The sequence below is a fragment of the Streptomyces sp. RP5T genome, from assembly GCF_003933965.1.
Lineage (GTDB): Bacteria > Actinomycetota > Actinomycetes > Streptomycetales > Streptomycetaceae > Streptomyces.
The window spans coordinates 1-13253 of sequence record NZ_RSAJ01000223.1; the positions used below are offsets into that span (position 1 = coordinate 1).

Annotated in this window: 14 protein-coding genes and 1 pseudogene; 5 read left to right on the forward strand and 10 right to left on the reverse strand. The window is 72.0% G+C overall.

What is annotated here, in order from left to right; translation table 11 throughout:
* The coding region (locus tag EHS43_RS22795) for a RidA family protein (protein WP_148104077.1) at positions 1 to 381 on the forward strand (381 nt) is incomplete at its 5' end.
* Between the two features lie 11 nt (positions 382 to 392).
* Positions 393 to 716 (forward strand): YrdB family protein, encoded by a 324-nt coding sequence (locus tag EHS43_RS22800; protein WP_125192629.1) that lies wholly within the window; start codon positions 393 to 395, stop codon positions 714 to 716.
* A gap of 3 nt (positions 717 to 719) precedes the next feature.
* Here EHS43_RS22800 and EHS43_RS22805 read toward each other — a convergent pair whose 3' ends face one another.
* Positions 720 to 1301, reverse strand: a complete 582-nt coding sequence (locus EHS43_RS22805; protein WP_125192639.1) for a TetR/AcrR family transcriptional regulator — start codon at positions 1299 to 1301, stop codon at positions 720 to 722.
* Between the two features lie 103 nt (positions 1302 to 1404).
* Between EHS43_RS22805 and EHS43_RS22810 the strand changes: the two genes are divergently transcribed.
* Complete coding sequence (locus tag EHS43_RS22810; protein WP_125192630.1) at positions 1405 to 3849, forward strand: glycoside hydrolase family 3 protein; 2445 nt, start codon at positions 1405 to 1407, stop codon at positions 3847 to 3849.
* A gap of 72 nt (positions 3850 to 3921) precedes the next feature.
* On the opposite strand, the gene EHS43_RS22815 is transcribed toward EHS43_RS22810, so the two are convergent.
* Both EHS43_RS22815 and EHS43_RS22820 read right to left on the reverse strand, forming a co-directional pair.
* On the reverse strand, positions 3922 to 4893 hold the full coding sequence (locus EHS43_RS22815) for an aldose epimerase family protein (protein WP_125192631.1): 972 nt from the start codon (positions 4891 to 4893) through the stop codon (positions 3922 to 3924).
* A gap of 10 nt (positions 4894 to 4903) precedes the next feature.
* Positions 4904 to 5788 (reverse strand): SGNH/GDSL hydrolase family protein, encoded by an 885-nt coding sequence (locus tag EHS43_RS22820; RefSeq protein ID WP_125192632.1) that lies wholly within the window; start codon positions 5786 to 5788, stop codon positions 4904 to 4906.
* Positions 5789 to 6038: 250 nt separating this feature from the next.
* On the opposite strand from EHS43_RS22820, the gene EHS43_RS22825 reads away from it, so the two are divergent.
* Positions 6039 to 6533 carry a DUF3145 domain-containing protein gene (locus tag EHS43_RS22825; RefSeq protein WP_125192640.1) on the forward strand — a complete coding sequence of 165 codons (495 nt, stop codon included), beginning with the start codon at positions 6039 to 6041 and terminating at the stop codon, positions 6531 to 6533.
* A gap of 69 nt (positions 6534 to 6602) precedes the next feature.
* Here the strand turns inward: EHS43_RS22825 and EHS43_RS22830 are convergent, their stop codons facing one another.
* The 5 genes from EHS43_RS22830 to EHS43_RS22850 form a co-directional block, all read right to left on the reverse strand.
* Positions 6603 to 7883, reverse strand: coding sequence for a beta-ketoacyl synthase (locus EHS43_RS22830; protein WP_125192633.1), 1281 nt, complete (start codon positions 7881 to 7883; stop codon positions 6603 to 6605).
* Between the two features lie 101 nt (positions 7884 to 7984).
* On the reverse strand, positions 7985 to 8233 hold the full coding sequence (locus EHS43_RS22835) for an acyl carrier protein (protein WP_007381745.1): 249 nt from the start codon (positions 8231 to 8233) through the stop codon (positions 7985 to 7987).
* A 78-nt stretch (positions 8234 to 8311) separates the two neighbouring features.
* Entirely contained in the window at positions 8312 to 9310 is a 999-nt protein-coding gene (locus EHS43_RS22840; protein ID WP_125192634.1) for a ketoacyl-ACP synthase III, read from the reverse strand.
* 16 nt (positions 9311 to 9326) lie between these two features.
* Positions 9327 to 10250 carry an ACP S-malonyltransferase gene (locus EHS43_RS22845; RefSeq protein ID WP_125192635.1) on the reverse strand — a complete coding sequence of 308 codons (924 nt, stop codon included), beginning with the start codon at positions 10248 to 10250 and terminating at the stop codon, positions 9327 to 9329.
* Positions 10251 to 10339: 89 nt separating this feature from the next.
* The gene (locus EHS43_RS22850; protein ID WP_125192636.1) at positions 10340 to 11545 is read right to left on the reverse strand and encodes a CdaR family transcriptional regulator; all 1206 of its coding nucleotides are present in this window, start codon (positions 11543 to 11545) and stop codon (positions 10340 to 10342) included.
* 93 nt (positions 11546 to 11638) lie between these two features.
* On the opposite strand from EHS43_RS22850, the gene EHS43_RS22855 reads away from it, so the two are divergent.
* Positions 11639 to 12292 carry a pirin family protein gene (locus EHS43_RS22855; RefSeq protein ID WP_125192637.1) on the forward strand — a complete coding sequence of 218 codons (654 nt, stop codon included), beginning with the start codon at positions 11639 to 11641 and terminating at the stop codon, positions 12290 to 12292.
* On the opposite strand, the gene EHS43_RS22860 is transcribed toward EHS43_RS22855, so the two are convergent.
* Positions 12289 to 13104, reverse strand: coding sequence for a serine hydrolase (locus EHS43_RS22860; protein WP_125192638.1), 816 nt, complete (start codon positions 13102 to 13104; stop codon positions 12289 to 12291). The two genes, EHS43_RS22855 and EHS43_RS22860, sit on opposite strands and share 4 nt — an antisense overlap.
* 19 nt (positions 13105 to 13123) lie before the next feature.
* A pseudogene (locus tag EHS43_RS47960) lies at positions 13124 to 13207 on the reverse strand (GNAT family N-acetyltransferase); the annotation flags it as partial.
* Positions 13208 to 13253: the final 46 nt, after the last annotated feature.

The following is a 13253-nucleotide window of genomic DNA, read 5'->3' on the forward strand; positions in this document are numbered from 1 at the left end:
ACCCTGGACAACCCCGCCGGCGCGCCCCAGCCCCTGAGCCCCTACTACTCCCAGGTCGCCCGCGTCGAACAGGCCGACGGCGGCGCCCTGTTGTTCGTCTCGGGGCAGATCGCCGAGGGCGCCACGCTCGCCGAGCAGTCCCGGGGCGTCTTCGAGACCCTCGCCGCCCTCCTCGACGCACACGGCGCGAGCCTGGCCGACGTCATCAACATCCGCACCTACCTCACGGACATCTCCGAACTGGAGCAGTACGGCGCCGTACGACGGGAGTTCCTCACCGGCACCCCGCCCACCAGCATGACCTTCGAGGTGTCCGGGCTGTTCCGGCCCGAGGCGCTGATCGAGGTCGAAGTCGTGGCGGCGGTGCCGGCGGCCGGGTGATACTGCGGCCCATGAAGGCAGTCAACCCGGTCGTTCTGTTCCTGGTCGAGCTCGGTGCCCTGGCGGGTGCCGCGTACTGGGGGTTCACCCGGGACGTCGGTGCGCCCTGGCTGCCCGGCCTCGCCGCACCGGCCGTACTCGTCGTCCTTTGGGCGCTGTTCGGCTCGCCGCGCGCGAAGTACAAGGCGCGCGGGGCCGGTCGGGCCGGTTTCGAGCTGCTCTGGTTCGGGGCGGGCGCACTCGCCCTGTTCGCGGCCGGGGCCCACGTCTGGGCGTTCGCCCTCGTGGCCGTCTGTGCGCTCAGCAAGGCTCTCGCCGTCGCCTGGAGCCAGTGAGCCTCAGTCCGCCGGCTCGCCCAGCAGGCGCAGAAAGTCCCGGAACGCGCCCGGCATGTCCACCGACTCCGGGTCCAGCAGCCACTGGTACTGCAGACCGTCCATGACGGCGACCAGCAGGGGCGCGGTGCGTTCCGGGCTCAGCCCGTTCGGGAGGTGGTCGCCGTACTCGCCGCGCAGGGCCACCGCCATCGACGCGCGCACCCGGGTGTAGCGCTCGCTGAAGTACTCCCGTGCCGGATGCCCCTCCGTCACGCTCTCGCCGAGCAGCGCCGAGAAGGTCTGGATGATGCCGGGCCGCATCGCGTTGTACTCGACGAGCGAGGCGAGCAGGTCGACGCGCCAGCTGCCGTTCGGCACGGCGTCCCACTTGTCCCGCTCCTCCAGCACCGCGACCAGCAGCGCGTCCTTGGTCGGGAAGTGGTGCAGCAGCCCCTGCTGGGTCAGCCCGACCCGCTCGGCCACCGCGGCCAGGCTCGCGCCCCGGTAGCCGCGCTCGGCGATGACCTCGACGGCCGCCCGGACGATCTCGGCCCGGCGCTCCTCGCTTCTCGTCCTGGCGCTCATGGCGTCACCGTACGACATGCCACTCGGGCTCATGTAACAGCAAAATAACGAAACCTACCGCTCGCCAGGTAATCGTTGCACGATGAGAGGACCGCACGGACTTCAACGAGGAGGCACCGCCATGGCGGCACCCGAGGACCCCGAGGGCAACACCCCCGACCAGGCCCGTGAGGCGGCCGTCGAGACGGCGCTGGCCGCGCTCGACCTCGACGACAAGGCGAGGCTCCTGTCCGGCCAGGACATGTGGAGCCTGCCCGCGCTCCCCGGGATCGGCCTGGCCTCCCTCGTCATGTCCGACGGCCCGATCGGCGTCCGGGGCGTGCGCTGGAGCGCCGACGACCCGTCGATCGCCCTGCCCTCCCCGACCGCCCTGGCCGCCACCTGGGACCCGGAACTCGCCCGCCGGGCCGGCGTGCTGCTCGCCCAGGAGGCCCGCCGCAAGGGCGTCCACGTCCTGCTCGCCCCCACCGTCAACCTGCACCGCTCCCCGCTCGGCGGCCGCCACTTCGAGGCCTACAGCGAGGACCCGTACCTGACGGGACGGATCGGCGCCGGATACGTCACCGGCGTGCAGGAGGGCGGTGTCGGCACCACCGTCAAGCACTTCGTCGCCAACGACGCCGAGACCGACCGCTTCACGGTGAACAACCTGGTCTCCGAACGCGCCCTGCGCGAGCTGTACCTGGCACCCTTCGAGCACATCGTGGAGAACGCCCGCCCGTGGGGCGTGATGACCGCCTACAACACGGTCAACGGCACGACGATGACCGAGCACCACCACCTCGTCAACGAGGTCCTGCGCGGCGAATGGGGCTTCGACGGCTACAACGTCTCCGACTGGATGGCCGCCCGCTCCACCAAGGCCGCCATCGAGGGCGGCCTCGACGTCGCCATGCCCGGCCCGACGACCGTCTACGGCGAGGCCCTCGCCCGAGCGGTGCGGGACGGCGAGGTCGAGGAGAGCACGGTCGACGACGCCGTACGCAACGTGCTGCGCCTCGCCGCCCGCGTCGGCATCCTGGACGGCGCCGAACCCGCCGTCACCGAGCTCCCGGACCCCGTCGACGGCATCGAGCTGGCCCGCGAGATCGCCCGCCGCGCCTTCGTGCTGGTCCGCAACCAGGGGGCGCTGCCGCTCAGGCCGGGCACGGTCGCCCTCATCGGCGCCGCCGCCCGGGACGCACGGGTTCTCGGAGGAGGCTCCGCCACCGTCTTCCCGGACCGGGTCGTCTCCCCGCTCGACGGCCTCACCGCCGCCCTCCCGGAGGGCACCCTGACCTACGCCGTCGGGGCCGACCCCAACACCGAACTCGCCGTCGCCGACAAGGGGTTCACGCTGCGGGCGGTGTGCCGGGACGCGGCCGGACACGTCATCGGCACCGCGTCCGCCCCCAGCGGCCAGATCCAGTGGATGGGCACGGACCTGCCCGAGGGCGTGACCCACGACCGGCTGCACACCGTGGAACTGACCGGCACCTTCACCCCGCGCGAGAGCGGCACGCACACCTTCGGCATCAAGGGACTCGGCGCCTTCACCCTGGTCGTCGACGGCACGACCCACTACGACGACGTCCAGCGCGCCGACAAGGACGACCCCTTCATCACCTTCTTCGGCGCCCCCCAGCCCCGCGCCCAGGTGGAACTCACCGCGGGCCGGCCGGTCGAGGTCTCCCTGACCTACGTGGTCGTCCTCCCCGAGGACGCCCCGATGCGGGTCATCGCCTTCACCCTCGCCCACCAGAACCCCCTGCGCGACCCCGACGAACTGATCGCCGAGGCCGTCGAGGCCGCTCGCGCGGCCGACACCGCCGTCGTCGTGGTCGCCACCACCGAGCGCGTCGAGTCCGAGGGCTACGACCGCCGCGACCTCACCCTGCCGGGCCGCCAGGACGAACTGGTCCGCGCGGTCGCCGCCGCCAACCCCCGCACCGTCGTGGTCGTCAACTCCGGCTCCCCGGTGGAACTGCCCTGGCGCGAGGACGTCGCCGCCGTCCTGCTCGGCTGGTTCCCCGGCCAGGAGGGCGGGGCGGCCCTCGCCGACGTCCTGACCGGCGCCCACGAGCCCGGCGGCCGCCTCCCCACCACCTGGGGCGACCTGGCCGACGCACCGGTCACCCGGGTCGCTCCCAAGGGCGGCGAACTCCCCTACGACGAGGGCGTGTTCATCGGGTACACGGCCTGGGAGAAGGAGGGCCGCACCCCGGCCTACCTCTTCGGCCACGGTCTCGGCTACACCGACTGGACGTACGAGTCCGTCGAGGTCCGCGGCACCACCGTCCGGGTCCGGCTGCGCAACTCCGGTGCCCGCGCCGGCCGCGAGGTCGTCCAGGTCTATCTGGCGCCCGCCGAGCCCGACGCCGAGCGCCCGGCCCGCCGGCTCGCCGGGTTCGCGGGGGCCGAGGCAGGCCCCGGCGAGAGCGTCGAGGTCACCGTGGAGATCCCGCGCCGGGCCTTCGAGATCTGGGACGAGAAGACCTCATCGTGGTCGTATGTGAAGGGTTCGTACGAAATACAGGTGGGGCGCTCGATCGGCGACCGCCGGGTCACCGCGACGATTAACGTCTGATCACAGCGGGCACAGCCCCACACAGGCAGCCCCGGCCCGGGACCTGACCCCTGGGCCGGGGCTCGTTCGCCGCTACCGGCTGGAGAAGCCGTACACCGTCTGCGAGCGGTAGACCTCACCCGGCCGCAGCACCGTGCCCGGGAACTCCGGGCGGTTCGGGGAGTCGGGGAAGTGCTGGGTCTCCAGCGCGATGCCGTCGCCGGGGGAGAAGGGCTCGCCCAGGTGGTCCGCGGTGTACAGCTGGAGCCCCGGCTCGGTGGTCGCGACCCTCAGCACCCGCCCGGACGCCGGGTCGTACAACTCGGCGACCTCCACGGCCTGTTCGGTGCGCCCCTTGTCGAGGACGAAGTTGTGGTCGTAGCCCGCGCCGACCTTGCGCGCCCGACGGAAGTCGAACCGGGTGCCCGCGACCTCCTCGACCCCGGTCGGGATCAGATCCGCGTCGACCGGGGTGAACCGCGAGGCGTCGAGGCGCAGTTCGTGCCCGCCCGCGTTCCCGGAGCCGGCCAGGTTGAAGTAGCTGTGGTTGGTCAGGTTCACGTGGGTCGGCGCGTCGGTGACCGCCTCGTACGAGATCCGCAGCGCACCCGACTCGTCCAGCTCGTACGTCCCCGACACCTCCAGGCGCCCGGGGAAGCCCTCCTCGCCGTGCGGGCTGACCCGGCTCAGCCGCACCCCGTGCTCACCGGCGGGCTCCATGTCCCACACCCGCTTGTCGAAGCCGTTCTCGCCGCCGTGCAGGGAGTTGGGGGCGTTGTTGGGCGCGAGCGCGTACGTCACCCCGTCCAGCTCGAAGCGGGCGCCCGCGATCCGGTTGGCGTACCGCCCGACGAAGGCCCCCAGATACGGCTCCGGGTGCTCCAGATACCCCTCCAGGCCGGCGAAGCCCAGCACCACGTCCGCCGTCCGCCCGTCCCGGTCCGGGACCTCGACGGACTGCACGATCCCGCCGTACGACAGGATCCGCACCCGGACGCCCGCGCGCTCCAGGGTCCAGCGGTGCACCGGGGTGCCGTCGGGAAGTGTGGCGAAGAGTTCGTTCATGTGCGGAACTTTAGGATACGGAGCTGATCCTGCGGTACGCGATCTCCGCCAGCCTCGCCTGTCCGTTCACACTCGGGTGGAACCAGTCCCAGTGACTGAGCTGATCGGTGCCGAACCGGTAGTCGTACACCGCGCCCCCGTCGTACCGGCACCGCTCGTCCTTTGCGCACACCTGCTTCAGCACCAGGTTGTAGGCCTCCACCCGCTTCTGCACGGTGTCCCGCCGCTCGGTCGCCGCCGGGTCCACGGCGTCCGCGTCGGCCAGCATCGACGGGCACAGGCCCAGCTTCCACACCTGCTTGCCCAGCGGGTTGGCGCGGCCCTGGGACCACAGCCGCTTGAGGTTCGGCACGCTCGCCACGTACACCTGCGCCTTGGGCGCCCGCTTGCGCAGCACGCCGAGCGCGTCCTCGAAGCCGGCCCGGAAGTCCGAGACCGGCGTCATCGCCGCGGTGGAGTCACGGCAGGCGTCGTTGGCGCCGACCATCACGGTGACCAGCTCCGGCCCGTGCGCGGCCGCCTGGGCCATCTGCGGGGACAGGTCGGCCATCCGCGCCCCGGACACCGCGTGGTTCCAGCTGCGCCCGGCCGCCTTCGTCCGCCCCAGCAGCCGTACCGCCAGCGAGTCGACCTGGGTACTGCTCCCGGTGGCCCAGGACACGTCCGGGCAGTCCGTCAGGACCCCGCACGCGTCGAAGCCGCGGGTGATGGAGTCGCCGACGGCGGCGATCGAGGCCGGACTGCTGTCCCACGCCGGGGCCGGCTTCGGCGACGGCTTGGCCTTCGGCGTCGGCCCGGCCGCGTCGCCGCCCACGGCGTCGCAGCCGGCGACGCCCACAAGAGCCGCCGTCAGGACGGCGACGACGGCCCGCGAGCGGTGGCCCTGCTTCCGCATCCGTGGTGTTCCCCTCGTGAAAATGGTGGTCCCCTCATGACAACGCGCGGGGGTTCCCGGCGGTCCCGTGGGAACGATCGGCACCCGTATCAGCGTCCTGCCGGGTGAATGGCGGGCGTTTCGGGGCACCGGGACCGACGGTACGTCACACTCCTTGCGCCGCCGCACGGTAGCCTCGCCATCAACGTGGCTGCCTGCCATCGCCGCCATGCCAGCCAGCAAGACTGTCCCGCTCTGCCCGGAGGTCCCGGTGACGACACGTGGAGTTCTGTACGTGCACTCCGCGCCGCGCGCGCTGTGCCCGCACGTCGAGTGGGCCGTCGCCGGGGTGCTCGGCACGCGCGTCAACCTCGACTGGATCCGGCAGCCGGCCGCGCCGGGCACCTGGCGCTCGGAGTTCTCCTGGAAGGGCGAGGCGGGCACGGCGTCCAAGCTCGCCTCCGCCCTCAGAGGCTGGCACCTGCTGCGCTTCGAGGTCACGGCCGAGCCCTGCCCCACCGCGGAGGGCGAGCGCTACAGCTGCACCCCCGAACTGGGCATCTTCCACGCCGTCACCGGCATCCACGGCGACATCCTGATCCCGGAGGACCGCCTGCGCGCGGCCCTGACCCGCTCGCAGCAGGGCGAGACGGATCTGGAGGCCGAGCTGGCCAAGCTGCTCGGCAAGCCCTGGGACGACGAGCTGGAGCCCTTCCGGTACGCGGGCGAGGGCGCCCCGGTCCGCTGGCTGCACCAGGTCGTCTGAGCCACTCCGCACGCAGCGGAAGGGCCCCCACCGATCAGTGAGGGCCCTTCCGCTGCGTAGGGACGGTTCTCAGACCGTACGGAACGCCAGCACCACGTTGTGCCCGCCGAACCCGAACGAGTCGTTCAGCGCGGCGATACGGCCCTCCACGGGCAGCTTGCGGGCCTCGCCGCGGACGATGTCGGCGTTGGCCTCCGCCTCCGGGTCGAGGTTCTCCACGTTGATGGTCGGCGGAGCCACCCGGTGGTAGAGGGCGAGGACGGCCGCGACCGTCTCCACGCCGCCCGCGCCACCGAGCAGGTGACCGGTCATCGACTTGGTGGCGGACACCGCCATGTGGTCGGCGTCGTCGCCGAAGACCTTGCGCAGCGCCTTGAGCTCGGCGATGTCACCGGCCGGGGTCGACGTGGCGTGCGCGTTGACGTGCACGATCTCCGCCGGGTCCAGGTCGGTGCGGTCCAGCAGGTTCTGCAGCGCGTGCGAGATGCCGCGGCCCTCGGGCTCCGGCTGCACGATGTCGTGGGCGTCGGCGGAGATGCCCTGCCCGACCGCCTCGGCGTACACCCGCGCCCCGCGCTTGGCGGCGTGCTCGGCGGACTCCAGGACGACGACACCGGCACCCTCACCGAGGACGAAACCGTCCCGGGCGACGTCGTAGGGACGCGAGGCGCCCTCGGGGTTCTCGTTGTTCTTGGACATCGCCATCATGTTGCCGAACGCGGCGATGGGCAGCGGGTGGATCGCCGCCTCCGTACCACCGGCGACGACGACGTCGGCGCGGCCGGTACGGATCATCTCGATGGCGTAGCCGATGGCCTCGGCGCCCGAGGCGCAGGCGGAGACCGGGGTGTGCACACCCGCGCGGGCCCCGACGAGCAGACCCACGTTGGCGGAGGGGCTGTTGGGCATCAGCATCGGCACGGTGTGCGGGGAGACGCGGCGGACGCCCTTCTCCTTGAGCACGTCGTACTGGTCGAGCAGGGTGGTGACACCGCCGATGCCGGAGGCGATGACGGCGCCGAGACGGTCCGGGTCGACCTCGCCGACCGAGCCGTCCTCACCGGCCTTGCCCTCGAAACCGGCGTCGGCCCAGGCTTCCTTGGCCGCGATCAGCGCGAACTGCGCCGAGCGGTCCAGCCGGCGGGCCTGCGGCCGGGGAATGACCTCGGTCGGCTCCACCGCGATCTGCGCGGCGATGCGGACCGCCTGGTCGGCGGCCCACTCCTGCTCCAGGGGCTTGACGCCGGACTTGCCGGCGACCAGACCCTCCCAGGTAGAGGCTGCGTCGCCACCCAGCGGTGTGGTTGCGCCGATACCGGTGACGACCACGGTGCGATTGGTCGGGCTCACGGGAAATCTTTCTCCAACGTTACGAGGATTAAGCGGCGCCACCGCCGGGTGGCGGGGCCGGCAGGTCCGGCCTGGAGGGCTCCTCAGGGAGCCCGGGGGACTCAGGCCTGGTGCTTGAGGATGTAGTCGGTCGCGTCGCCGACCGTCTTGAGGTTCTTGACGTCGTCGTCCGGGATCTTGACGTCGAAGCGCTCTTCGGCGGCGACGACGACCTCGACCATGGACAGCGAGTCGACGTCCAGGTCGTCGGTGAAGGACTTGTCCAGCTGGACGTCCTCAACCGGGATGCCGGCGATCTCGTTCACGATGTCGGCGAGACCGGCGACGATCTCTTCCTGAGTGGCGGCCATGGTGGCGCTCCTTCGTTTTCTTATCCAGAGGGTTGGCAGTGCTTCCCGTCCCGGACCGGTTGATCCGGCACGGAGTGCCTAGGGGAGGGTAACGACAGTGGCGGCGTAGACGAGACCCGCCCCGAATCCGATGACGAGCGCGGTGTCGCCGCTCTTCGCCTCGCCGGTCGCCAGGAGCCGCTCCATCGCGAGCGGGATCGAGGCGGCCGAGGTGTTGCCGGTGGTGCGCACGTCACGCGCGACCGTGACGTGCTCCGGCAGCTTCAGCGTCTTCACCATCGAGTCGATGATCCGCTCGTTGGCCTGGTGGGGAATGAAGACGTCCAGCTCGCTCGGGCTGATTCCGGCCACGTCCAGCGCCTGCTGGGCGACCTTCGCCATCTCGAACACGGCCCAGCGGAACACCGCCTGGCCCTCCTGCGTGATCGCAGGGAACTTGTCCGTGGAGCTGTCGTACTCGTTCCACGCCACGGTCTGCTTGATCGTCTCGGACTTGTCGCCCTCGGAGCCCCAGATCGTGGGGCCGATGGCGGGTTCCGGGGAGGGGCCCACGACGACCGCGCCGGCCCCGTCGCCGAACAGGAAGGCCGTGGCGCGGTCCTCCAGGTCGGTCAGGTCGGACAGCCGCTCCACGCCGATGACGAGGACGTACTCTGCCGAGCCCTCGACGATCATGCCCTTGGCGAGCGTGAGGCCGTAGCCGAAGCCCGCGCAGCCGGCCGAGATGTCGAAGGCGGCGGCCTTGGCCGTGCCCAGCTTGTCGGCGATCTCCGTCGCCACGGCCGGGGTCTGCTTGAAGTGGGAGACGGTCGAGACGATCACGCCGCCGATCTGCTCGGCGGAGATCCCGGCATCGGCGATCGCCTTGCCGGACGCCTCGATCGACATGGCGGCGACGGTCTCCTCGTCGTTCGCCCAGTGCCGGGTCTGGATGCCGGAGCGCGAGCGGATCCACTCGTCGGACGAGTCGATCGTCTCGAGGATCACCTCGTTCGGCACGACCCGGGTCGGGCGGTAGCCGCCGACACCGAGGATGCGCGCGTACGGGGCGCCCTTGCTGGGCCTGATCTTCGACATGCTCTCGTGCTCCTTCTCAGGCACTGTGCTCGGCGATGAGCTCGCGAGCAGCGTCGAGGTCGTCGGGGGTCTTGAGCGCCAGCGTCTTCACACCGGGCAGCGCGCGCTTGGCGAGGCCGACCAGCGTGCCGCCGGGGGAGACCTCGATGATCGCGGTGGCGCCGAGCTCCTTGAAGGTCTCCATGCACAGGTCCCAGCGGACCGGGTTGGCGACCTGGCCGACCAGCCGCTCCAGCACCTCGGTGCCGGTGGCGACGGTCCGCCCGTCCTTGTTCGAGACGTACGTGACCTTCGGGTCGGCCGGCGACAGATCGGCGGCGGCCTTGGCCAGCGCGTCGACCGCGGGGGCCATGTGGTGCGTGTGGAAGGCGCCGGCGACCTTCAGCGGGACGACCTTGCGGACGCCCTCGGGCTTGTCGTCGTTCAGCACGGCGAGCTGCTCCAGCGTGCCCGCGGCGACGATCTGTCCGGCGCCGTTGACGTTGGCCGGGGTCAGGCCCAGCTTCTCCAGGTGCGCGACGGAGACCTCGGGGTCGCCGCCGAGCAGCGCCGACATGCCGGTCTCGGTGATCGCGGCGGCGTCGGCCATGGCCAGACCCCGCCTGCGGACGAGGGTGAGGGCGGCGGAGTCGTCCAGGACGCCCGCGAAGGCGGCGGCGGTGATCTCACCGACACTGTGCCCGGCGACGGCGCCCGGGGCGATCGTGGCCATGTCACCGAGTGCCGCGGCGGACAGGATCCCGGCCGCGACCAGCAGCGGCTGGGCCACGGAGGTGTCGCGGATGGCGTCCGCGTCGGCCTGTGTGCCGTAGTGGGCGAGGTCCAGTCCGATGGCGTCGGACCACGCGGCGACGCGGTCGGCGGCACCGGGGAGTTCGAGCCAGGGGGTCAGGAAGCCGGGCGTCTGGGCGCCCTGGCCGGGAGCGACGAGTACGAGCACTCTCACACTCTCTCTTGAGGGCGGCCCAAGCCGCCCGTGGGGACAGGGACGAAGAACAGGTAGGGGTTTTGTGGGCCCCCGACAAAAGCCTAGGGCTGGGGATCTCCGTCGGCCAGACGCCCCAGGATGAGCGCGATCCGCAGGGTGAACGCCGAACGAACATCGGAGGGTGACCAGCCGGTGACGTCAGTCACACGTCGAAGCCGGTAGCGCACGGTGTTCGGATGCACGAAGAGCATCCGGGCCGCACCCTCCAGACTGGACGCCTGTTCGAGGTAGACGGCGAGCGTCTCCAGGAGCGCGGAACCGGCCTCCTCCAGCGGTCTGTAGATCTCCTCCACCAACTGCTCGCGCGCACGGGGATCACCGGCCATCGCGCGTTCCGGAAGCAGGTCGTCCGCCAGGACCGGGCGCGGGGCGTCCTGCCAGGCCGAACACGCCTTGAGCCCGGCGGCGGCCGCCTGCGCGGACCGGGTCGCGGCCAGCAGATCGGGCACCACGGGCCCGGCGACCACGGGTCCGGCCGCATAGGGCCCGATCAGCGACTTGGCCACGGCGAGCGGGTTGTCGCTGCCGCCCGCGATCACGACGAGCCGGGCCCCGAGCACCCCGGTCAGCACCTGGAGCTTGGCGTGCCGGGCGGCTCGCCGGATCGCCTCCACGGTCAGCTCGGAGTCCCCGTCGGGGGCGGTGCCGAGCACGACACAGACATGTTCGGGCGCGTTCCACCCGAGAGCCGCCGCCCGGCTCACGGCCCCCTCGTCGGCCTCCCCGCTGAGCACCGCGTTGACGACCAGGGACTCCAGCCGGGCGTCCCAGGCACCGCGTGCCTCGGCGGCCTGGGCGTAGACCTGCGCGGTGGCGAAGGCGATCTCGCGGGCGTACACGAGCAGCGCCTCCCGCAGCACCGACTCGTCACCGGGGGCGGCGACCTCGTCGATCGCGCTCTCCATGACCTCGATCGTGGTGCGCACCATCTCCACGGTCTGCCGCAGCGTGATGGCCCGGGTCAGCTCACGCGGAGCGGTGCCGAACACGTCGGTGGAGATGGCCTGCGGGGCGTCCGGGTGCCGGAACCACTCGGTGAAGGCCGCGATACCGGCCTGGGCGACCAGCCCGATCCAGGAACGGTTCTCCGGCGGCATGGCCCGGTACCACGGCAGCGTCTCGTCCATGCGTGTGATGGCCTGCTGCGCGAGAGACCCGGACGACTTCTCCAGCCGCCTCAGCGTCGCGGCATGGGCGTGGGTGCCGCGTGCGGCGGGGTCGGACTTGCGGTGTTCGGGTTCGGGCACGGGGACAAGACTGCCTTATCCGGACGTCAGTGCGCGCCGCCGGGTACCGACTGACGCCCCACCGGCGGGCCGCCCTGCCACTACCGTGGTCCCGTGACGGACGTACGGCGCGCGACGGAGCGCTACCCAGGCGGGGACCCCGGGACCGGGATCGAGTCGTGGCACGCCTTCTCGTTCGGTCCGCACTACGACCCCGACAACCTCCGGTTCGGCGCGCTGATCGCCTGCAACGAGGAGCGGCTGCTGCCCGGCGCCGGGTTCGACGAACATCCGCACAGCCACACCGAGATCGTGACGTGGGTGGTCGAGGGCGAGCTGACGCACCGCGACTCCACCGGCCACGAGACGGTCGTGCGGCCCGGTGACGTGCAGCGGCTGAGCGCCGCGGCGGGCGTCCGGCACGTCGAGCGCAACGACGGCGAGACCCCGCTGACCTTCGTGCAGACCTGGCTGGCCCCCCGCACGCCCGGCGGCGAGCCGTCGTACGAGATCGTCCGCGGGATCGCCGACTCGACGCCGTACGCGATCCCGGAGGCGGGCGCGATGCTGCACGTGCGGCGGCTGGGTGCGGGGGAGCGGACGGCGGTGCCGGACGGGCGCCACCTGTACGTCCATGTCGTGCGCGGCGCGGTGCTGCTGGACGGCGAGGAGCTGGGGGCCGGTGACGCGGCCCGGGTCATCGGCGCCGAGGAGCTGGACGTGGTGGCGGTGACCCCGGCCGAAGTGCTGGTGTGGGAGATGTCCTAGAGCTCGGCCAGGACGGCGTCGGTGAACGCCGGCCACGCCTCGATCGCCCACGGCCCGAACGCGCGGTCCGTCAGCGCCACGCAGGCCGCCCGCGCGTCCGGGTCGACCCACAGGAACGTGCCGGCCTGGCCGAAGTGCCCGAAGGTGCGCGGGGAGGAGGAACTCCCCGTCCAGTGCGGGGACTTGCCGTCGCGGATCTCGAAGCCCAGGCCCCAGTCGTTGGGGTTCTGGTGGCCGTAGCCGGGCAGTACGCCCTTGGTGCCCGGGTACTGGACGGTCATCGCCTCCGCGACCGTGCGCGGATCCAGCAGCCTCGGTGCCTGCACCTCCGCCGCGAACCGGAGGAGATCCTCCACCGTCGACACGCCGTCCTTCGCGGGGGAGCCCTCCAGGGACGTCGACGTCATGCCCAGCGGCTCCAGGACCGCCTGCCGCAGATACTCCGCGAACGGGATGTCGGTGGCCTTGGCGACATGGTCGCCGAGCTGCTCGAAGCCCGCGTTCGAGTACAGCCGGCGCTCGCCCGCGGGAGCGGTCACCCGGTGCTCGTCGAAGGCCAGCCCCGAGGTGTGCGCGAGCAGATGACGCACCGTCGATCCGCTCGGCCCGGCCGGCTCGTCGAGCTCGACCGCCCCCTCCTCGTACGCGACGAGGACGGCGTACGCGGCGAGCGGCTTGGTGACCGAGGCCAGGGGGAAGCGGTGGGCGGCCGGACCGTGGGTGCCGAGGACCGTGCCGTCGGCGCGGACCACCCCCGCCGCAGCGGTGGGAACCGGCCAGTTCTCGATCAACGCGAGGCTCTGCAGGGACATGCCGTCGAGCCTAAGCCGCTCAGAGGGTCAGCATCATCGTGGGGTCGGGCTTGAGGACGAAGCCGAGGGAGGCGTAGAGCGGCTCGGCCTCCGGGGACGCGGTGTCGGCGGGGCTGCGGTGTCGAGGTGGACGCCGCCGAGTTCACGCC

Coding starts and splice junctions, on each gene's coding strand:
- EHS43_RS22800 (WP_125192629.1), top strand. CDS start 393: ATGAAGGCAGTCAACCCGGTCGTTCTGTTCCTGGTCGAGCTCGGTGCC.
- EHS43_RS22805 (WP_125192639.1), bottom strand. CDS start 1,301: ATGTCGTACGGTGACGCCATGAGCGCCAGGACGAGAAGCGAGGAGCGC.
- EHS43_RS22835 (WP_007381745.1), bottom strand. CDS start 8,233: ATGGCCGCCACTCAGGAAGAGATCGTCGCCGGTCTCGCCGACATCGTG.
- EHS43_RS22820 (WP_125192632.1), bottom strand. CDS start 5,788: ATGCGGAAGCAGGGCCACCGCTCGCGGGCCGTCGTCGCCGTCCTGACG.
- EHS43_RS22815 (WP_125192631.1), bottom strand. CDS start 4,893: ATGAACGAACTCTTCGCCACACTTCCCGACGGCACCCCGGTGCACCGC.
- EHS43_RS22860 (WP_125192638.1), bottom strand. CDS start 13,104: ATGTCCCTGCAGAGCCTCGCGTTGATCGAGAACTGGCCGGTTCCCACC.
- EHS43_RS22810 (WP_125192630.1), top strand. CDS start 1,405: ATGGCGGCACCCGAGGACCCCGAGGGCAACACCCCCGACCAGGCCCGT.
- EHS43_RS22840 (WP_125192634.1), bottom strand. CDS start 9,310: ATGTCGAAGATCAGGCCCAGCAAGGGCGCCCCGTACGCGCGCATCCTC.